Here is a 19,802-nt window from a genome sequence, read left to right on the forward strand (position 1 = left end):
CTTCGAATCCCACTGGAGCCAAGGCTGGACACGTGAGGAAGAAACGATAAGTGGCTACGAGAAGCTTCGCACTGAGAATCCGATTTTGTTTGCAAGCGATGTGCGTGGCGCGTGTGCGGAACTCGCAAATCTGCCGCAGTAGCCAAGTGTCTATTCCGAACTTCGATACGCAAACGCATCCCGTCCAGACGCGAGATTTCGACTTCAGCACTGCAGAAAAGGCAACGGAAATCGGTGGTCCCTGTTTGCTGGCTCGCGGCGATGCTTCAGACGGGTCGCATGGTCACGCCTCTCGTTGTGCATCCGCACCGATAGCGCAGCACGCCCCGTGGTCTGCACTTTATCCATTCAAGGCGAATGTTTGGGGCGTCATTCTGCGCTACACCTGCGATAGGGCGCGCCTCCCGAACGGTGTGCGCTATGCGCACATGGCATAGCCGGCAAATCATAATTCCTGCCGGCGCAAAGCCGACTCAGGAAACTTGTTTCAACTCGTCCAGGTTGACGATGCCGGTTTGGCTCGTAAACGCAAGCGAGTGCCCGTGGCTCTGCTGCTGCGATACCCCGTTGATCTGATGATCCCCACTGTCGTAGATACGCAGGCTTCCGTGATCTTCGATCAGCAAGCGATGTTTATCAGCAAAGAACGCGTAGCGCACGTCATTTTGTGAACCACTCGACGACGCGTGACCCAGTTCATCAGGCCACCATCTTTCCATGGCCGACATGGGTTTCATCGGCTCCATCGGTTTCATGGGTTTCATCGGTTCCATCTTTTTTCCTTTGGCGAATGATGACCGCAGATCGCCGCCATCTCATTCCTATACTACGCTGCCTGCTTCGTGGCGCCCGCGCTTAAGCAGGGTTGAGCCGACGTCAAGGCGTTCTCGCAAGTCACGACGAACTCGGCGCGGCGGATTGACGAATCTGGACAACGTGATCCATTCGCCGCATATTGAGCATGGCTTCGTTGCATAAAAGCACTTCGGAGGGAGCGCGCCGCTACGCTGCGAGCCGGTGCTCGTAGTACGGCCTCTCCTTGTTATCAAGAATCGCGTGCAGCGCATCCCGATTCGATGCATCCGGATGCAACCACGCCTCGACGTTCTCCGGTTTAATTGGCACGATGCACCGGTCGTGACCCGCCGCTGCGACCTCTTGCGGGGGCTCATCGGTAACCGCTGCGAATGACAGCAAGTCTGGCTCGCCCGGGGCGGTCCATCGAGACCACAGGCAGGCGACCAACATCAACTGGCCGTTACTCGGTCGAAACTCCAATACGACGTTTTCGTCTTTGTCGTGAGACTCGAGTAACGTCCCCTCCCACTTTGCCTTGCTGACGTTCTCGTAAAACACATCGACGAGCATCAGGCCGTGCGTATGTCCGAACAAAGGCTTCCAGAAGCCTTCAAGATTATCGCGACGGGCGTTGTAGGTGCCCGGAAATTTGATGTCGTAGTTTGCGGGCTTGCCAGCAATGCGACATTGGTAGCGCATCGGCCTGATGACGTACTGCCCATTCTCGACGACAAGGACCGGGGCATAGTGGCCCGGGAAGATGCGCGAGTCACGCGGTTCGGGTACCGTCCGATTGAGGTCTTCCAGGCGTCGCAGCGAAGTCTCGATTTTGTCGGTCGCAATTCGCTTGCTTTCAGTCGCAGCCTTCGTGGTTTTCGTTTGCAGAGTGCGTTGCGCATCGGCAAGCCGCGTCCGCTGCTTGAAGAGTTCCTGTTCGAGCCTGGTTGCCTGTTCAGCGTTGAACCGGTCGATGAATTCTTTTATCTCACGCTCGCCGTCCGTCTGCGGGGCACGGAACGAGTCATCCATCGCCTTCGGGATCTTTGCCTTGCTGCCTTCGGCACGCTCCCAGTACAGGCGAGCATATTCGCGGATGTCCATTTGAGCGCCGAACATCTTCACGTACTTGCGATAGTCCGCTTCGATTTGAGCCGAGTAACACATAGATCGCTCCCTGGTCTACTTTGATCGACTTCCTACATCCCCATGAACTACATTTCCGGGTTCGCGAGGTGGCCCTCGACGATGCGTTCGCCATAAATTTGTGCGACAGCCAGCGCTTCAAGGTGGTCGGAATAGAGCCAGATGTCCTTCACTCCTTCGAATTCCACCATGCTCCAATGGTTCAAACCCGTGCGCGCTCGGTCCGGTATGGCGGTGTCGATGCCCGCTCGTGGGACGAGTAGAGGATAGAAGCGGAGACCAGTGGATCATGTCCGAAGCCATCGAGCGCCAACGGGCACTCAGCTCTGACTCTTTGGTGGCTATTGGCGCACGCGAAAAAGCATTACCGGCGTGATGCGCCGTGGCATAAGTGTGAAGCGTTAGTTTCGCGCCTCAGTTCCTTTCGGTTCGGCGTGCTTGTGGGCGTACGTCGCCCCGTATTTGAGTTCAAAGTGGTGCCCTTTCCGCTTCGAGTAGGCGGGAAATGTTCTCCCTCAACGCACGTTACCTCGAAAGTGCCTTTTCCGTCTTCGTTGACAACCGAATAGATGCCCGAAACCTTAACAATCTGGCCCGGTTTGAACGAACTATCGCCAGCCATGTGTTTTCTCCTGAGACTAGAATTGGAACAACCAGCAAAAGATGTTCCGAGGCTGTCGCAATCTGATTTCAATCCGGTGGGGCTTGAATTTACCTTGGCGTGCGGCGCTCGCGCTGCCCCGGGATGCAAAAAGTCGATGATGCATTCGTGCAACCCCGATCAGCTCAAGCAAGTGCGACCTCGCCAAAGGTACCTTCCCGGATGCAACCAGTCTGGAACCGTCTTGCTTTTGGCATTTGTTAACATATCGAACGGCTTCATCTGCGAACCATCATGCCAATCTCGAAAAAGCGTAGATCGGTCAAAGCGCCGCGCGACCGATCAAAAGGCTTGTTACTGCCGATGCCTCGGCACGACTCAGATGCGATGTCCCTGCGATCGCGGCTTGCATTCGAGGCAATGCGTGCTCAACGCGCCACCGCGAGAGACGTCAGGCACGTCGCACAGGCGGTGTTGCTTACCGGGTTTATGACTGAGGCAGGGCATGGATTGCTCGAACTCCCCTTCATTGAGGAAGTCGAGAAAGAAGTGCTTGCGCTTCTAGACCAGGGAAAGACAGCTGACGACTGGAAAGTGCCGGAAACGCTTCTTGAACGGCTGCCCTCTGTCATCAACGAGCACGACCGGCAATTCAGAGAAGTGCGCCTTGGCGTGGTGAAGGCGGCTTGCGAGCGCCTTGACAGAATGGTGAGCTCGGCAATCACCCGATCCAAAGAAGGCGTCGAATCCCCGGCGAGTTTCTCCAACTCTAATTCTGCCGGGCAAAGCGGACGGTGAACAGCTTCAGCAGTTCGTCCCGTAGATCGGAGATGTCGAGCACGTGCTGCGCGCGTGTCAAAGCGACGTAAAGGAGGCGCATTTCATCCTCATCCAACGTCAGCCGGCCATCGACCATCTTGAAGCGGAAATCATTGACGACTCGCACCCGCTTCCATTCGAGTCCCTTCGCGCGATGTACGGTCGAGATCACGTAGTCGGCTTGACCTTCGGGCGTCAGACGCTGAGCGAGAGCACGCAGATAATCAGTGCCACGGCCGTCGACGATTTCCACGATAGGCAGCAAATCGCGACCGACTGCACTGCGCGCGAACGACTGAGCGTCCTTCCAATTCTCGAATAGCGATAACGCGGTAGGACGAAACGCTCGACGGCCCGCGAGCAACTGATCGGCACCATCTGCGAACGCGACGATCTCGGTTGCGCTCATGCGAATGGCGGGTCTATGGCCCATTTCTATCCCGGCCGCGAACTGCCAGATCGCCGTCGCGTTCTTGCGACAAAGCACTGCGTCCACAGGGGGTGAAATGGACGGATCTTCGACCATGATCGAGCCGATACCGGACTGACCCTGGATGGGCGTAGTCTCCCCGAGTAAGGCCAGAACGCGGCTCGCGAGCGCGGCGAACGTTGGCCCGAAGCGGAACGATTCGGTCAGCGGCCGCTCCGGTGCGATGATTTGGGCCATTGCATTGACCGCGCCGCGCCACTCATAAATCTGTTGGTAGGGATCGCCGACATAGATTATCTGTGCGTGTCGTTGCCGCGACAGAACGGAAAGCATGACACCGTCGCTGTCCTGCGCCTCGTCGAACAAAATGAAGTCCGCATCGATGCGAGGATGGCCCTGCGCCCAGACCTTCAGATACACATCAGGTTGTATCGCACTGCGGCCGCGCGGGTCAATGCTCTCGCTCCACAGCCGCGTGACGCTGGGCGTGAGAAGCTCACGCAGCCAGTCAGCAGCATCCTCGCGCACTTTCTCATCCACCGGGACGTGAAAGGCCCGCGGCGTATCGTCTGACGAGCGACAGAACCTGCCCAAACCGTCTGAGATCATCCGGCCAATCTCGAATGGCGTGATCTCAACGCTTTTCCCGGTGATGGTGGGTACCTCGATTGCCCCGAGACCATACCGTGCTGCAAGCTCGTGAGGAGGTTCAGACGGCAGATTGATGCGTGCGGTGAGTCGCGACGGGACGCCGGCGTACGCGAGTGAATGCACGGTGCGTGCAACCACGTTAGCTGGGAAACCGCGGCGCGCAGAGTCGGCAATGTCCTTGTTGAAAGCGAGATAGCTTCCGCGTCGACCGGTGAGCTGGTGAGCCACCAGTCGCAGTGTTGACGTCTTGCCGGCGCCGGCATACGCCTTCACTTTGAGATCGTCGCCGCTCCTCGCGGCTATCACGACGGCTTCCTGCTCGGCGGTAGGCTTGAAAGTGCTGGCCACAATTAGGGGCGTTTCAGAGAAAAGAGACAGTGTGCCGGAAGTGATGAATCACGTTTCAGAATCAACAAGCGGTGCGAATGATGGCTCAAGCGTTTGCCGCAGTCGTACACTGGTGCGATGACTGGAAAGGCCCAGCAGGTTCGCGACCTCCTCGTCGGTGCGACCCGCATGGAGATGTCGACGCGCGTAGGTATTCCTGAGAAGTCGTGGACTCATGTCTGCCGCCGTAATATTCAGGGATTTCAGCGCTACCCGCACGCATTTTCCGAGCGTGTCATCCTTCATCGGCTTGCCGGCGGCCGTCGCCAGAAAGAGCCATTCGCTTTGACCAGGCAACTTCGTTCGTGCGTCGTAGTACTCCCGCAGGACGTCGAGCGAGAAAGGTTCGAGGGTAACTCTACGAGCGATCCGCGGACCGCGCTTTTGCACCAACACGTCGGGCCGGATGCCGTGGACATCAAGATCGGAAAGGCGGAGGTGACGGCATTCGGCGGCGGTGATGCCGGCGCCCAAGAAGGTCGCGACAATGGCTGTGTTGCGGAGCGATTTGAAGTCTGCGTCCGGCTGCGATACGCAGGCCGACTGCAAGCGACAATCATCCACAAGCGAAAGGTAGGTCGGTGTGGGTTCGTCCTCGGGCCACGACTCTGAGCCGAGCATTTGAGCCGCAGGGTTAGCCGAGCGAAGCTCCATGGCGACCAGATGTCGAACGAGCCGATCGATGAGCTTCAGATACCTTAGCCGTGTCGTTGTGCCCGGTACGCAGTCTCTCGCGAGTTCCTCAAAAAATCCATTAATGTGATCCGATCCGAACGTCGTCAAAGCCTGGCCACGGGCGCCTAGGAATCGATTAAAGCGCGCAAACATCGCACAGTGTTGAACGATGGATCGTTCGGCGAAAGCTCGGCGGTCGGCGCCAGCGGCTTCGGTGCGCTGCCACTGCGCATAGGCTGTTTCGGGATCGCTCGTCCAGAGTGCCAGGGTCATAAATCGATATACTGAATTGGCAATCTCCTCAGGATACGCGAAGCTGGCGCTTCGTCAAACCAAGTTACCAACAATAAGTGCACAGCCAGTGGGATGTGGTCGTGGGCAAGAGAATTTTTGAAGCCCAATTCAGCGCGGAGTGCGAGGATACGAGTTATGTGCTCGATGGGATATTGAGAATCGTCAGCCGCGCTGGCGTTCTTGTGGAACTCGTCGCAGACAGCTTGCGCTGGGAGGCCCTCTTCAAAGATGCCGAGACTTACGAGATCGTCAATCTCACGACGATCAGTTCTGAGGAACTTCAACGTATTTCGGACAAGATCATCGTGCTCGAGCTGATTGCGACAGACTGTAAAAAAGGACGGCGAGGTCGTTGTTCACCGATGAACGATGAGATTGATGCCGAGGATCTGACCGTTACGATCGAGAATGAACGTTATGTCGACGACGCCGATGACTGACATGTCCCGATGGGGTCATTGGGCGCTTTTCACTGACGTAAATGGCTGCTGGGCCTTGGATTTGGTCGCCCACGAAGCCGCTTTAGCCGCCAATACTTTCGCCGTGAATGCCTAGTTCGTATGCTTCTCCGGAGACGAAGAGACGGTCATGTCGGTTTCATGTCATTTCAGTAAGCGAAAATGCTGATTGAGATTTCGGACGCTGGCGTGCTAAAAAGCGCTGCTGACGACCGAAGGGCGTTGGTGCATTCTCATCCAGCATTTATCGTTCTGTAGAGGTGTGGCAAAAATGGCAACCGGTATTGTGAAGTGGTTCAACGATGCGAAGGGATACGGTTTCATCACGCCGGATGGTGGCGGCGAAGATTTGTTCGCGCACTTCTCCGAGATTCAAGGCAGCGGCTTTAAGTCGCTGCAGGAAAATCAAAAAGTAAGCTTCGAGATCAAGCAAGGACCCAAGGGAAAGCAGGCTTCGACGATTCAGCCGATGTAATCGATCGAGCTTCGTAGCCCCTCAGAGCGGCCCCCTGCGGGCCGCTTCTTGTTTCCGGCAATGACGGACGCGTCTGATCCGTTTGATTCCGTCTCGAACGCAGCGACGCGTTTGTTGAAGGAGACGGGAGTGTGGTACGTGACGGCCCGGCCGCGCCATGATCCCTCTCGACACTCGTCAAATTTAAGCCGTGACCTCGGCGCCGCTCGACTGCGCCGGCGGCAGAGTCGCCAGGGCGTCGGCGTTGCTCGTGTCAGGCGCCGCAACATTTGCCTGGGCCGCCGACCGTCCGACCCGTGTTCCCGTCGCGGTCGTCCGCTTGGATGCGGCTTTTCCCGCTGGCGCCTTCGCTGACCGGGTCTTCTTGGCTGCCGACTTCTTAGCCACCACTTTTTTTGCAGTTGCCTTTTTTGCGACTACTTTTTTCGCGGAGGTCTTCGTCACGGGAGCGGGCGCGGCCACGGACGTCGCTTTCTTTGCTGCGGAGGGCCGTCCGGCTTTCTTCGCAACGGGCGTCTTGGCGTTGGTCGACGTCACATTCGACTTCGCTGACGCTCGCTTCGTGGCTGCCGGCTGGCTCGCTGCGCGCTTGGTCGTTGCTCCATCCGTTGCAGTCGTCGTCGCATCAGCCGAACTCGCGTCGATCAAAAACTTGGTCCGGTCCTTCACCTTCGCGATCCAAGCAGGGGGGCGTGCCCAACCGCTCCAGGTCTGGCCTGTCTTCGGATTGCGGTATTTCGCCGGGAGCTTCCCCTTAGTGGCCGTTGTCGACGAAGATGCGGAGGACGCCTGCAAGGACGCCTTCGATGCTCCCTTCGACAGCGCGCCGCGCGGTCGTCCTCTGCGCGCCGGGTTTTTCTGATGAGCGTCGATGTCAGCGGTCGTCAAATTGTGTCGATCCATCAAAGCACGGATGTCGTCGAGTACCGCGCGTAATTGCTTGGTGATCAATGCCTCTGCCTGAGCTTGTAGCTTCTTCATTTTTGCTTGGATTTGTTCAAGAGTCGCCATGAGGGGTCTCCTAAATGGTCATGCCCGAACTATGCCATTAATCGTCAATCACGCGAAGCGCTTAGCGCGCTCTAGCGTGCTTTCGTGCGCATTTCCATTCCAGTTCTTTTGCTTTAGCGAGCTGTTCAGGTTCTACCCGAATGACGCGACCATACCGAATCGAAGACATGGAAATCATACAAAAACGGCGGCACAGCCCGACCGGCGTAAGCTACTAAGAAAATGAGTCTTTAACGAAGCAAACATACGGCCAGGTCGTGTCCAAGTGGATCAGTAGCAGTATTCTCGTGTTCGCCGTCGCTATGTCGCATGTGGCAGACGGCGCTCGGGCAGCAGACTTCAAAATCAACCCGCAAGCCGCGAGATTCGTGCTGGCAATCTTGCTTGACGACTTCCGTACTGCGCAGACGGGCGGTGGTTATATGTTCTCGTATGCGCCGAACGAATCAGAAGCTTCCCTGCGCATGAAGGTCCAGCGGTGGCTCTCGGGACACGATCCCGATGGGCTCGACATGGATCCGTCCGAGCGGCAGACGCTGTTCAAGTTCTATTGGGCTGCCAGCATGATGCCGAAGCGCTCGACATGCTTTGTGCGGATGGAATCGGAGTCGTGCCGGCAAGAGTTGACCAAATGGATGTCGCGTGAGGCAGCGGCCGACCCGCGGTTTTTGCTGGACTATAAGACGCTGGCCCCGGCACTTGGGCTTCCCGCGCTGGCCGGTGCAGGTGGTTCGTGAGAAGTTTGGCGATCCGCTGGCTCATGCCGTGCGTTGCGAATAGATCAGCAAAAGTTCCGGCTGACCGTCGTCAAGCCGCCCAGCAGGTGCAACATGTCGACGAGCCGTTGCGCGGCGAGGTGGCGGACCTCTCCTTCGCATTGCCAGGTGCCGTAGACCGCGAGCAGCGAGGCGCCGAGCGCTTCCTTTCGTTGTTTCTCGAGCAACGACGGCCAGACGATCACGTTCACGTTGCCGGTTTCGTCTTCAAGCGTCACGAACATCACGCCCTTGGCAGTGCCGGGCCGCCGTCTGACGGTCACGAGGCCGCAGTCGCGAGCCAGCCTGCCGTTCGGATACGTTCGCAGAGTTGATGCCGGGATCAGTCGCTGCTCGAGCAGGATCGGGCGGAGCAACTCCAGCGGGTGACGCCCGAGCGTGAGTCCGGTCGACTTATAGTCGCCGACGATGTCTTCCGCTTCAGAGGGAGCGCCGAGTACCGGTGTGGCGTCTTCAAGGCGGGCGTCGGCCAACATGTCTTTGTCGGGGACGGCCGCGACCGACTGCCACAACGCTTCGCGACGGTTGCCCGCGAGAGAAGCCAGCGCATTCGCACTCGCCAGCACCTGAAGGTCATGCCGATCGAGTTGCGCGCGCCGCGCCAGATCGCTGACATTCAGGAATGGCCTGACCGCGCGCGCGGATTCGATCCGCTCGGCCGCGCCGTCACGCATTCCCTTGAGCAAAGACAACCCGAGCCGCACGACCACCGCCTTCTGTCCTTCGCGACGTTCGAGAACGGAATCCCAGCCACTGATCGTGACGTCGACGGGCGCCACCTGCACGCCGTGCCGCTTCGCATCCTGGACGAGTTGCGAGGGCGAATAAAAGCCCATCGGCTGGGAATTGAGCATCGCCGCGAGAAATGCCGCTGGCTCGTGACATTTCAGCCAACTGCTTGCGTACACCAGGAGCGCAAAGCTTGCCGCGTGACTCTCCGGAAAGCCGTACTCGCCAAAGCCCTTGATCTGTTCGAAGATGGCTTCCGCAAAGTCTTGTTTATACCCACGCTCGCGCATGCCGTTGACGATACGGTCGTAGTACTTCTGCAAGCCGCCCTTGCGCTTCCACGCAGCCATAGCACGCCGGAATTGATCCGCTTCACCCGGCGTGAAACCCGCCGCGAGGATCGCCACCTGCATCACCTGCTCCTGGAAAATCGGCACGCCCAGCGTGCGTCCGAGCGCAGCCTCGAGTGCCTCGCTGGGGTAGGTGACAGGCTCGAACCCTTGCCGGCGGCGAAGATAGGGGTGAACTGCGCCACCCTGAATCGGTCCCGGCCGCACGATCGCGACTTCGATCACCAGATCGTAAAAGGTCCTCGGTTGAAGGCGCGGCAGCATCGACATCTGCGCACGGGATTCGATCCGAAACACACCGACGGTGTCCGCCTGCGAGATCATCTCGTAGGTAACGGGATCCTCGACGGGGATGTCCTGCATCTCGAAGCGCTCGCCGCGCTGCTCGGACACGATGTCGAGCGTGCGGCGAATCGCCGATAGCATGCCGAGCGCGAGCACGTCGATCTTGAGCAGCCCGAGCGCTTCGAGATCGTCCTTGTCCCACTGGATGGCGCTGCGATCGGCCATCGCGGCGTTCTCGACAGGAACGAGCCGGGTCAGCTTGCCCCGGCTGATCACGAATCCGCCCGAATGTTGCGACAGGTGCCGGGGGAAATTCAGTATCTGCCCGGCAAGCGAGGCCCAGGCGGCGATGAGAGCGAGTTCGGACTCGGCGAACCGTCGAAAGCAGGTCGCGCGAATCGTCGAACCACTGATGGCTTTTCGCCACCCGGTCGACGATCTGCGGGTCGACGCCCAATGCCTTGCCCGTCTCCCTCAGCGCGCCACGAGGCCGATAGGTGGAGACAGCAGCCGCGATTGCCGCGCGGTCACGGCCATACTTTTGATAGATGTATTGGATGACCTCTTCGCGCCGCTGATGCTCGAAATCGACGTCGATATCGGGCGGCTCACCGCGCTCCTTGCTGATGAATCGCTCGAATAGCATGTTGCCGCGCGAGGGGTCCACTTCGGTCACGCCCAGGCAATAGCACACGGCGGAGTTGGCCGCCGAACCGCGTCCCTGACACAAGATGTGCTGGCTGCGGGCAAAGCGCACGATGTCGTAGACCGTCAGGAAATACGCCTCGTACTCGAGATGGCGGATCAACTGCAGTTCGTGCTCGATCTGTTCCTGCACGGCGTGCGGGATGCCGTGCGGAAACCGCCGATGCGCCCCGATGTACGTTTCCTGCCGCAGATACGCCTCGTGTGTAAAGCCTGGCGGAACGAGCTCGTCGGGATATTCGTATTTGAGTTCATCCAGCGAGAAAGTGCAGCGCTCGAGCACGCTCAGTGTTTCGGTCAGCGTGTGCTCGGGATACAGTTTCGCGAGACGCAAGCGCGAGCGCGAGTGTTGCTCGGCATTGGGCGCCAGATCGTAGCCGCATTGCGCGACGGGTTTGCCAAGGCGAATGGCCGTCATCGTGTCTTGCAGCGGCTTTCTCGACCGTACATGCATGACGACGTTACCCGTGGCCACCACCGGAACCAGGTAGCGCGAGGCAAGATACTCGACCGTGCCCCGATGGATATCGTCCATGGCGCGCTGATGCAAGGTCAGACCCACCCACGCCCGAGCGGGAAACGTCGCGTTCATCCATTCGAGTTGCGGGGCGAGCGCCTCTTCCTTCGCAGGGAATTCCGGGATGAGGATCGCCAGGCAATTCGGCATGCCGCGCAGGTGCGCGTAGGCCGTCTCTGGACGGGCGATGTCCTGCGGTGTTAGCAGATAGCTGCCTTTCGCCGCTCGCATCCGTCCAAGGGTGATGAGTTCGGACAGGTTGCCGTAGCCATCGCGGTTCTGGGCCAGCAGAATCAGTCCGAAGGCGGGGCGCTTGTCGACGTGCACGAGCTTGAAATACGATCCGATGATAAGCGGCAGTTTCTCTTCCTTCGCCTGCACGTGGGCGCGGACGATGCCGGCGAGCGAACACTCATCGGTGATGGCGAGACCCGAGTAGCCGAGTTGCGACGCGCGAATGACGAGTTCCTCCCCGCGCGACGCCCCATGCAGGAACGTGAAGTTGGAAAAGGCGAAGAGCTCCGCGTAAGCGGGCAGGGCGGAGAAAGGCGAATCCACGGCGCTTGGCTCATGTCATCCAAAGAGGCCGTGGAGGAACCAGCGCACTTCGTCCGAGGTTGCGCTCGGCCGCTCGCGGTAGATCCAGTAGCAACAATTGTCGGCGGCTTCGGCGACGAAGTAGTCGCGCGCACCAGATCGCCGTCGAACCAGCCGGCCTCGATGCGCTCGCCCGTCGAGACGAGCGTAAGCGTCGATCCATAGAATGGCCGGTGGTTTTGTTCTCCGTCCTAGGTGACCACCTTGGACGGAATACCTCCAGCGAAAGCCGGGGCAGGTGAATGGCGACGAGTACGGCCATGAGGGCTGAGCAGAATCGGTGAGGGTTGCAGGGCGACGCTGAGCGTCTCGTTTCGTATCGGTCCTCGTCGCTTGACGACGTCGACGACGATGCCGCCATCGGCCGAACGCACGCCTAGTCGCAAAGTGGCTGGCGACGCATCCGCTGCGCTGGTAAGCGGCCGGACGAGAAGAAAAAGCGTCTCCGTCGCCTGCGCCGCCAAGTGCAGTCGACGCAGGGCCTCGGCGCGGATGTGCTGCTGCCAGAAGATCAGCGCGCCGAAACTTCGTGCCCGCAGCACCTGCTCGGCGCACCAGAGCGCGTCGGCGGACTTCGGCGCACGCAACTGGATCAGCTTGTCGAGCGGCAATCCCAGATAGGAGAACGCGAGCGAATTCGGCACGTGTGGTGCTTGCAGCAACGCAACCGGGCGGCGGCCGAGTTCGGCGAGCGCCGGACGCAACAGGCGAAACTCACCTACGCCGGGCTGCTGCACCAGCAGTTCGACGAGTGCTGCGAGCGGCCAACCGCCGCCAGGAAGCTCCGCCGACAGCACCGCGTAGCCCGTGTCGACCGTTTTGCCGTACGCACGCGCAAGCTGAGACCCGCGCCACAGCGCGGGGTGTATCGACTCGACGTGTTTCGGCAGGGCGGGCATGAGGGAGATGTACGATAAGTACTGTATGGATGTACAATACTTTACATCGAAAACGCCAACAATGAATTGACCCTTTTAAGTCGCCGGCGATCAATCGAAATCAAATGGATATCTTGTACCGGCGCCTCGAAGCAAAAAATGGGAAAAATGTCGGGGAGATTTCAATCGGCGGATTGCTGACGAGAGCATCATGTACACGCACTGTCGCAAAGGGTGTGACGGGCATGCGTTGGCAACAATGTTCGCTGTGCCAGCGGAGTTCCATCGCGGGCGTTTGTCCGCAAACAACTTGGGACGTATGAGCCGAGATCCAGGAGAGAACAGAGATGGCAGGACACGAGATCGATGATCGGCCCGGCGCCCGCGCCGAGTTGCTGTGTTTTCTGGTCGCGACAGCCGCTGCGTCGCGTTCGCTGACGCACGAATGGCGCGTGGATCACGTCGTCGAAAGCTGCCGCATCTGGCTTGCCCGGCATGCCGTCGTGATGCATTGGCTTGAACGCCGTCAAAATAGGGCAGTTGGCCTTGCAAGTTGCCCGGCGAGATCTGCGTAGAGCGGGAATCACCGTGCGACAATCGGATGTCCAAGTCCTTTTTACAGGCGAGATGATTTTGAACCATTCGAGCACCGTGGTTAAAAAAATGATGACGCTCTGCGCTGCTTTGACAGCAGCGGAATAGAGGAACGAGTTGACTGCGTAGCTGCGCTCAGTTGGATCTGGCGGCTGTCAGCACAAACAATTCAGCGAGGCCAAGCCTCAAACCGCTAGGTGTTCACGCAGCGGCCGATTTTTATGGAAAGAGCACAGGTGTGTTTGTGAATACGAACGTTACGCCGTTGACGACGGTCTCGCGCGGCGGGGATGCCGTCCTGTTTGCGATCGAGATGCGTGGGAAAAAGCTGACGTGTTCTATTACCCGCGAGGCGCTCGAGGCTCACTTCTGGCTCGAACGGCAGGCTAACGAGGCACGCCTCCTTCGCGCGTTTTCAGATGGCCGAAAGAGAATTGTCGCGATAGCTGAACGCAAGGCACGTCGCTTGGCGACCGAAGTGATTAAACTCACGTCACAGGACTTCGAACGGTAGGACCCGGACGCAAGATGAAGAAGAGCGAGAAGAAATCAAGCGAGGCGAGGGCGCTCGAGCGGGTCGCGAATGCCGCGCGTGAAGTGCAGGCAGCATCAATCGCGCTTGAAGTGCATTTTTCAAACGGTGCCTCACATGCTCCGACCACTCTCGAGTTGGCGAGGTTTGCAGCCGCGATGCAGGAATTGAAGGACGCTCGCCAAGCGTTTGACGCATTGATGATTGAACGAGAAGCGAAGGGCGTCGAGTGATATCGCTGAAGCGTCGTGATCTCAGGGCCCTCATGATTTTGTTGACGTGCTAAATCGGTCGAGCTTTGGTGGACCGGTTATCGGCCATTGCGGTCGTAGGTTCAACGGCACGACAGCGGCAGGTGAGGACCCCATTGCCGTCATTCAGTGGCCGCTGAATTTTTCTATCGTGAATGGCCGCTGTCGGGGAAATCGAATGCTCGTTGCCGACCCACTTCGGACCCTCGAGCGATTGCCATCAAGGGCAGCTTCCGAAGACCGACAGCCACTAGCCGAGCCGCCGGGCCGTGTGAGCGCGAAGCCTTGGTATCATGTCCAACTTTGCGGCAGTCTCCGCGATTGCAATTCGGAGGTAACGGTGGAAACGAGCATCGTTAAACAGCAGGTGTGGGCACTCGCGGATGAAATAAACGCAATGCTGAGTAATCCGCGCATTGAGCCGCAGCAGCAACCCAAGAAAAAGGAAAACATAAGCCTTATAGGCCCCAACAGAGGGGAAAGGCTCTACATCACACCCGCGGGCCAAGGCTACGCGGTAGGGCTCGGAGGGAACTCTCTGGTCGACAGAATGGAGCGGTTCATGAAACGTCTGACAGGCCAAGAGCGCCACGGTTACGCCCACGCGAATAAGAGCCGACAGCCCTACTGGCACGTCAGCGATTACGCTCAAGTTCGCGAAGCAGCATATGAATTTGCCGGTGCGATTTTTCCTTTGGAGGGTGACGAGACGGCGGCAGCTGATGTCGTCGCCATAGAGCGGCGGGCGGATTTGACGCGGACGCAGCGCGAGGCCTTGATTAAAGCTCGGCTCGGCCAAGGAACCTACCGCAAGCAGATGTTGGAATTGTGGGACGGCAAATGCGCGGTGACGGGCCTTACCACGCCATCGGCACTCATCGCGAGCCATGCCAAACCGTGGGCCGACAGCACCGATGAAGAGCGCCTGGACCCATACAATGGTCTGCCGCTCATGGCCACGCTCGACAGACTCTTCGACAAGCACCTGATCGCGTTCGATCCAGAGACCGGCGAAATGCTGATCTCACACGTGGTCGAAGAGGCAGATCGCGCGATCCTCGGCATTCCGGCGAACCTGCGAAATATCCCCAACGAGCAGCAAGCCCACTATCTCAAGCTCCACCTGGACAGGTTCGATTTGCATAAGGACCGTTGACTGGCCGCCCAGTCATTCGACCGCGCTTGCGCGTCGAACTTTCACCGTCGACTTGCCTGGCTCCGCAACCGTACGGCGTCCGTGCACTTGAATTTTCAGCCGCCCGCTCACCGACTCGATCTGCTCAAGCCCTTCTGGCGTGACCGTCACGAAAACTCCTTCTCCCCAGATGCCATCCTGGCCGATGTCGATCGGGCCGCCATCTCGCCACCAAACAACCCGCGCCACAACCCGACCTGTCTTATCAAGGTAAATGAGCCAGTTTTCCGGGTGCTGCCACCACGATAGAAGTCGCAGCCAGAACGGGCAGATTACCAGCATATCGCCTGGAACTCCGGGCAAGCATGTCTCCTCGAACAGTCGCACAATGGTCGCGGCAGGCTCATCGGACAGCGGCACGATTCGATCTACCCAGATGGCCCGCGGCAGTTCCTGCATCCAGGACGAAAGATCGTCGCCTCCACAGACATCCAAAAACGGGACACGGATACGCTCGAGCGCAAAAGTCGTCCGGACATCACGACAGTCGAACCGCGCATACTCGGCAATGACCGTCCCGAATCCGTTCAAGGGGAATCGGACATCGACGTGGACCGCATCGAGCCACCGTTCGTCTGTTTCGTGCCATTGGGTCCGGTCTACAGTCGGTCGCGCAATGGTGCGAGGCCGCTCGCAAGGCGATACCAGCGGCAACGTGCTCGCCGGGTATCCGATCAAGTGAAGCAGCCAGGGCTCGTCATCCTCGTCGAGGGAGCCGGCGCGGCGCATTTCGCCTGCCACGTAGCGAAGGGCGCGCAGCGCTACCGCAATGTGCGGCCTGGTGTACTTCAGCCGCATGTCAATGCGACCGAGCGCGGCCTCGAGCGCCGCCGTTGCCGAAGGGCCAAAGGCCGCCAGCCCCCCCCAACCTTCGATGAACATTCGGCAGCGTTCCCGTATGTGCGGGACTGACACGCCATGCCGCGCCAGCGGGCGAATCACGTCCGAAAACGCAAACGTCCAACCAAGTGGGTCCTCGACACGCATCGCCCCCGTCCTTGAATCGCTTAACTTCGGGCGCTCGAACTGGCCGGCGTTACCGTCATCCAGATGCATTTTGTAAAAGAACGGCAATGCCGTGTGGGTGAGCGCCCGCGCCTGTCCCCAGCGCTTCAAAAGCCGCGCGGCCCCGACCGCCACTGCATAATCGGGATGATCGACGAGGGGCGCGATAATTTTCCCGAGGGCTGCGGCCGCTGCATTGCCTGCATCATGCAACAGGAACTGCATCGCTTCGGCCGGTTCGTCGCCTTTTCCCTCCAGCAGGCGCCTGACCAGCCACGCAAATAGCGGCACACCCACGTCGAACGAAAGCAGGTGCAGCGCGCCCCTTCGCAGACGGCTCGTCAGTTCGGACAGCGAGAGCGACAGTGCCCAGCGATAAAGCTCGACTATCAGGCCTTCGTCGGTGTCTACTTCAGGCAGCACTTCAAACGGCGCGCCGATCCCGTACTCACGCATCATGGTGAGCGGTTCGGCAAGGCATTCCCACATCGCGGCCCAATCGGGCGACGCCGCAATCGTTGGAAAGACATCATCGATGTCGAACAGGATCGGCTGAGCATGCTCCCGGCCTGCGGCAAGCTCGCCGACCAGGTCCGCGTAAGCCTCGTCGTGCACGACGCCACCTTCAATTTTCACGCGCGCCTGAAAGAATCTGAGCCGGCCAGCTCCCGTCCAATAGTTCCATGTTGCACGCTCGTCCGTCTGCATGCGGTACCCTTCCACGAGACTTCGCGCGATCTCGAGTTCCCCGCACGACAACGCCCGGGTCACCAGCGCAAATCGCGCGTTGATGTCACGCTGCAGGGCTGGCCAGCGCTCAAACAGAGCACGTGCCTCGTCCAGATCGGCCGTTGCAGCCAAGCGCGCATATGCTGCGATACCCTCGTAGTCTGGCGCGTCGCGTGCCTCGTCGCGCAAGCGCGCTTCGAGTGCATCGAGAGAGGCAACATCGTCATAGCGGCCGGGCGTGTTGCTGTCCCGCTCGGCCGGCGTCTCAGCCCGCCAGCGAACCACCGCCTCGTCAACGCGTGAGTTCTGCGCTCCCCTCGCGCACATCGCATCGACCAGCCGCTCGAGCAACGACGTACGCGTTGACGCCTGGGCGTTCGCTTCAATCGTTGCGCACAAGTGATCGATCAATGTATCGAGGTCGTGCGGCGGTGATGCGGCAATCGCCGTTGAAATGAACTCGCCGAGCTTGTGCGTGCGGTAGTGCGGCTCGCAGTAGTATGGTAGCGTGAGGCAATCCCATGCTATCGCGCACGGACCGGCCAGATCCGGGCGCCGACGCACGACGCCCAAGAGCAGCGCGTTGATGATGCCAGCCCAGTCGAGCATACCGCGCGCAGCCATTTTTTTCGCGGCCGCGAGGCCGGTTGCGGCATCGATCAGCGCTGCCTCCGTCAGCACGGCCGACGCGATGCGGCAGCCCGACGCCCGTCCCTCGGTTTCCATCATGCCGTCGAGCAGACGCATCATCAGTTCGACACGATCACTCCGCTTCGCCGGATCGGCGGCGTTGGCACGCTCGAGCAGCTCGCGCCACAGCGCATATTGGGGATCTTTTTTGGGCGCACGCGCGTAGCCGAGCGATTCGTTGTGAAGCTGATGCAAGAGCTGTCGGGCGCGCGCGGCCTCCCCAAGGCTCGCAAAGGTCGCAGCGAGCGCCGCTAACCCTTCCACCTGCGTCTCGGGCGTATCCTCGCGAAGGTCTCGCACCAACGGGTCAAGTCGCTGGCAGGTCGCGTCGAGATCGCCGGTCTGATGGTAGATCTCAGCCGCAATTTTGCGACGTAAATCGATACGCTTCCGGTTCTTGCCATTAAGCTTCGCGAACGCCCGGTCGAACTCGGCGACCACCTCGGTGAATGCTGATTCGCCACACAACGCCGCTGCCTGTACGAGCGCGAGAGTAACGACGGGAGCCGCTGCAGCCAGTTGATAGACCGCATAGAATTCGTCGGCGGCTCCCGGTTCGGCATGATCGAGATACGTGAGCACGTCGTGTGTGGCGCGCGCCAGGTCTACACCGGGCACGGACTCCCCAGACCGTGCGCGTCCAAGGATCGCGCCGACCTTGGCGGCATGGTGCTGAAGCGGCCGGAGCACGCTGTGCTTCGGCGATGCCACTTCGGACAGCGGCTCGCCCAGCAGGGTGGCGAGCTCGACGTAGTCCACAACGTCCTGCGCGACCTGCTTCGCCACACCGTCGCCCGTTTGCCCCTCCATCATGGCAATTGCCGGTGGTGTCAGGTGCGCAAACACGGTTCGGGCCATCACCATGTCACCGAGCTCAACCGCGCTCACGGCGACCTGACGGCGCCAGTCGTCCTGCACCTGCGAGAAGGCGCTGTGCGACGCGGCCTGCGAGAGGCGCGCCCGAGCCAGTTCGGCATCACCGCTTCCGTGTGCCCTTAAGCCCGCCTCAATCAACAGATAGGGCATCTCGGTCTCGCGTACTTTCAGCTGGCTCGCGAGCGCGTGCAGATCAACGGCGGGCTGTGCCCTCGCCGCTGCGCACGCGACGGCGAGCCTGAGGCTATCGCCCTGCACCCCATCATGGCTTGGCGTCCGCGCCTGCGCCGGATTCGACAAGCGTTCGATCGCATCATTGATCTGATCGACCTCGCGGAAGTGAAACACGCGTTGCGCCCACTCACGCAATTCAGTCTCCTGACTATGGATACCATTTGATTGGTTACCCCAAAGCCGTTCAAGCGGCTCGATCCGGTCGAACCATGCCCGGGCCCGATCCACGTCGCCGGCCCTCAGTAGCGCATCGACAATTTTGTAGCCACCGCAACCATTCGCCTCTGCGAAGGCCTGCGCGCAGTCGATGTCGCCAATCGCCAGCATTGCGTCGACCACACCCGGTGCGTATTCGAGTGCATCTGCCCTGCGCCCAATTTCATCCTGAGCCAGCAGCAGCCGGAAGACGTCCGCCGGATCGCCCCCAACCTGGGCAGCGCCAAACGCAAGGCGGATATCCGCCTGGATGTCGGCGGCGGCCCTGCCATCAGCAAGCTGGTTCCGAAAGCGCATCGGCTGTGCAAGGGCGAGCACATCCGTGTGGCGCTGCGCCCTAGCCAGATACCTGAGCTCGAGCCAGCGCTGTGGGCTGTCGACGGCCGCCGTGCGGGCGAGTTCGGCGAGCTTCGCGTAAATGCGGCCGGCGTAGCCCGCGTGCGGCTTACCAAATCGCAATCGCGGTTTCGACAGGATGAACAAGCGAAAACTGTTATGGAATACAGCCCATCCGTGCGGGCCGACGCTGAGCAGGTGTGCCGTCGAGGCGAGCGCCCGTTCTACCGCCTGCTCCGACACCGCTTCGGCGAGTTGCTCGGGTTGAATCGGGCCCTCGGCGCGCGCAATGAAACTCACTACGTCACGTGCTTCGGCGTCGTCGTTAATTTCACGCCACGCGGAGGCATAAATCGTTTCGATATCGCCTTCGAACGTAAATTCGCCAGCGAGGAGCCCCTCTCGTTGTGCGTTATCTGCGTGGCGCAACGCTTCAATAAGGTAACGTGTGACGAGCGGCTGGCCATGGTGTCGATGGTGCTGGAGATCCGCACAAATCTGGCGGCGTCAGGTTGACGGCGGCGTTACATAGGCATAGGCGGAGATAAGACGCGGTGCTGTTTGC

15 protein-coding genes and 3 pseudogenes are annotated in these 19,802 nt (G+C 59.8%); 7 read left to right on the forward strand and 11 right to left on the reverse strand.

Annotated features, from left to right (window positions below; genetic code table 11):
- Window positions 1-473 precede the first annotated feature (473 nt).
- From AWB68_RS28425 to AWB68_RS49695, 4 genes and pseudogenes are all read right to left on the reverse strand, one after another.
- On the reverse strand, window positions 474-773 hold the full coding sequence (locus AWB68_RS28425) for a hypothetical protein (protein ID WP_087647666.1): 300 nt from the start codon (window positions 771-773) through the stop codon (window positions 474-476).
- A gap of 229 nt (window positions 774-1,002) precedes the next feature.
- Window positions 1,003-1,962 (reverse strand): SOS response-associated peptidase family protein, encoded by a 960-nt coding sequence (locus AWB68_RS28430; protein WP_087647667.1) that lies wholly within the window; start codon window positions 1,960-1,962, stop codon window positions 1,003-1,005.
- A gap of 47 nt (window positions 1,963-2,009) precedes the next feature.
- Entirely contained in the window at window positions 2,010-2,129 is a 120-nt protein-coding gene (locus tag AWB68_RS51135; protein ID WP_327383463.1) for a DUF6723 family protein, read from the reverse strand.
- 213 nt (window positions 2,130-2,342) lie between these two features.
- Window positions 2,343-2,563: pseudogene (locus tag AWB68_RS49695) on the reverse strand (hypothetical protein).
- Between the two features lie 273 nt (window positions 2,564-2,836).
- Here AWB68_RS49695 and AWB68_RS28440 point away from each other — a divergent pair.
- A complete protein-coding gene (locus tag AWB68_RS28440; protein WP_125483063.1) occupies window positions 2,837-3,340 on the forward strand; it encodes a Fis family transcriptional regulator in 504 nt (167 codons plus the stop codon).
- On the opposite strand, the gene AWB68_RS28445 is transcribed toward AWB68_RS28440, so the two are convergent.
- Both AWB68_RS28445 and AWB68_RS28450 read right to left on the reverse strand, forming a co-directional pair.
- A complete protein-coding gene (locus AWB68_RS28445) occupies window positions 3,312-4,790 on the reverse strand; it encodes a 3'-5' exonuclease (protein ID WP_087647669.1) in 1,479 nt (492 codons plus the stop codon). The two genes, AWB68_RS28440 and AWB68_RS28445, sit on opposite strands and share 29 nt — an antisense overlap.
- 48 nt (window positions 4,791-4,838) lie before the next feature.
- A complete protein-coding gene (locus AWB68_RS28450; protein ID WP_087647670.1) occupies window positions 4,839-5,777 on the reverse strand; it encodes a tyrosine-type recombinase/integrase in 939 nt (312 codons plus the stop codon).
- Window positions 5,778-5,878: 101 nt separating this feature from the next.
- Here AWB68_RS28450 and AWB68_RS28455 point away from each other — a divergent pair, with 101 nt between their 5' ends.
- Both AWB68_RS28455 and AWB68_RS28460 read left to right on the forward strand, forming a co-directional pair.
- Window positions 5,879-6,238, forward strand: a complete 360-nt coding sequence (locus tag AWB68_RS28455) for a hypothetical protein (RefSeq protein ID WP_125483064.1) — start codon at window positions 5,879-5,881, stop codon at window positions 6,236-6,238.
- A 289-nt stretch (window positions 6,239-6,527) separates the two neighbouring features.
- Window positions 6,528-6,731, forward strand: coding sequence for a cold-shock protein (locus AWB68_RS28460; protein ID WP_087647672.1), 204 nt, complete (start codon window positions 6,528-6,530; stop codon window positions 6,729-6,731).
- Between the two features lie 183 nt (window positions 6,732-6,914).
- Here AWB68_RS28460 and AWB68_RS28465 read toward each other — a convergent pair whose 3' ends face one another.
- Window positions 6,915-7,742, reverse strand: a complete 828-nt coding sequence (locus AWB68_RS28465; RefSeq protein WP_087647673.1) for an H-NS histone family protein — start codon at window positions 7,740-7,742, stop codon at window positions 6,915-6,917.
- Window positions 7,743-7,999: 257 nt separating this feature from the next.
- Between AWB68_RS28465 and AWB68_RS28470 the strand changes: the two genes are divergently transcribed.
- On the forward strand, window positions 8,000-8,479 hold the full coding sequence (locus AWB68_RS28470) for a hypothetical protein (RefSeq protein WP_235028541.1): 480 nt from the start codon (window positions 8,000-8,002) through the stop codon (window positions 8,477-8,479).
- Between the two features lie 44 nt (window positions 8,480-8,523).
- Here AWB68_RS28470 and AWB68_RS28475 read toward each other — a convergent pair.
- The 3 genes and pseudogenes from AWB68_RS28475 to imuA all read right to left on the reverse strand — a co-directional run bounded on the left by AWB68_RS28475 (window position 8,524) and on the right by imuA (window position 12,600).
- Window positions 8,524-11,662: pseudogene (locus AWB68_RS28475) on the reverse strand (error-prone DNA polymerase).
- A 15-nt stretch (window positions 11,663-11,677) separates the two neighbouring features.
- Window positions 11,678-11,883, reverse strand: a pseudogene (locus AWB68_RS49700) (DNA polymerase Y family protein); the annotation flags it as partial.
- A gap of 9 nt (window positions 11,884-11,892) precedes the next feature.
- Window positions 11,893-12,600 (reverse strand): translesion DNA synthesis-associated protein ImuA, encoded by a 708-nt coding sequence (gene imuA, locus AWB68_RS28485; protein ID WP_087647674.1) that lies wholly within the window; start codon window positions 12,598-12,600, stop codon window positions 11,893-11,895.
- An 817-nt stretch (window positions 12,601-13,417) separates the two neighbouring features.
- On the opposite strand from imuA, the gene AWB68_RS28495 reads away from it, so the two are divergent.
- From AWB68_RS28495 to AWB68_RS28505, 3 genes are all read left to right on the forward strand, one after another.
- Window positions 13,418-13,687 carry a DUF1488 family protein gene (locus AWB68_RS28495; protein WP_235028542.1) on the forward strand — a complete coding sequence of 90 codons (270 nt, stop codon included), beginning with the start codon at window positions 13,418-13,420 and terminating at the stop codon, window positions 13,685-13,687.
- Between the two features lie 14 nt (window positions 13,688-13,701).
- The gene (locus tag AWB68_RS28500; RefSeq protein WP_087647675.1) at window positions 13,702-13,938 is read left to right on the forward strand and encodes a hypothetical protein; all 237 of its coding nucleotides are present in this window, start codon (window positions 13,702-13,704) and stop codon (window positions 13,936-13,938) included.
- 358 nt (window positions 13,939-14,296) lie between these two features.
- Window positions 14,297-15,112 (forward strand): HNH endonuclease, encoded by an 816-nt coding sequence (locus tag AWB68_RS28505; protein WP_235028543.1) that lies wholly within the window; start codon window positions 14,297-14,299, stop codon window positions 15,110-15,112.
- 12 nt (window positions 15,113-15,124) lie between these two features.
- On the opposite strand, the gene AWB68_RS28510 is transcribed toward AWB68_RS28505, so the two are convergent.
- Window positions 15,125-19,666 (reverse strand): hypothetical protein, encoded by a 4,542-nt coding sequence (locus AWB68_RS28510; protein ID WP_087647677.1) that lies wholly within the window; start codon window positions 19,664-19,666, stop codon window positions 15,125-15,127.
- Window positions 19,667-19,802 lie beyond the last annotated feature (136 nt).

It is taken from the genome of Caballeronia choica (genome assembly GCF_001544535.1).
Taxonomy (GTDB): Bacteria; Pseudomonadota; Gammaproteobacteria; order Burkholderiales; family Burkholderiaceae; genus Caballeronia; species Caballeronia choica.

Excerpts from the sequence above, each read along its gene's own strand:
- AWB68_RS28460 (WP_087647672.1), top strand. The coding sequence starts at position 6,528 with ATGGCAACCGGTATTGTGAAGTGGTTCAACGATGCGAAGGGATACGGT.
- AWB68_RS28450 (WP_087647670.1), bottom strand. The coding sequence starts at position 5,777 with ATGACCCTGGCACTCTGGACGAGCGATCCCGAAACAGCCTATGCGCAG.
- AWB68_RS28465 (WP_087647673.1), bottom strand. The coding sequence starts at position 7,742 with ATGGCGACTCTTGAACAAATCCAAGCAAAAATGAAGAAGCTACAAGCT.
- AWB68_RS28500 (WP_087647675.1), top strand. The coding sequence starts at position 13,702 with ATGAAGAAGAGCGAGAAGAAATCAAGCGAGGCGAGGGCGCTCGAGCGG.
- AWB68_RS28425 (WP_087647666.1), bottom strand. The coding sequence starts at position 773 with ATGGAACCGATGAAACCCATGAAACCGATGGAGCCGATGAAACCCATG.
- imuA (WP_087647674.1), bottom strand. The coding sequence starts at position 12,600 with ATGCCCGCCCTGCCGAAACACGTCGAGTCGATACACCCCGCGCTGTGG.
- AWB68_RS28430 (WP_087647667.1), bottom strand. The coding sequence starts at position 1,962 with ATGTGTTACTCGGCTCAAATCGAAGCGGACTATCGCAAGTACGTGAAG.
- AWB68_RS28440 (WP_125483063.1), top strand. The coding sequence starts at position 2,837 with ATGCCAATCTCGAAAAAGCGTAGATCGGTCAAAGCGCCGCGCGACCGA.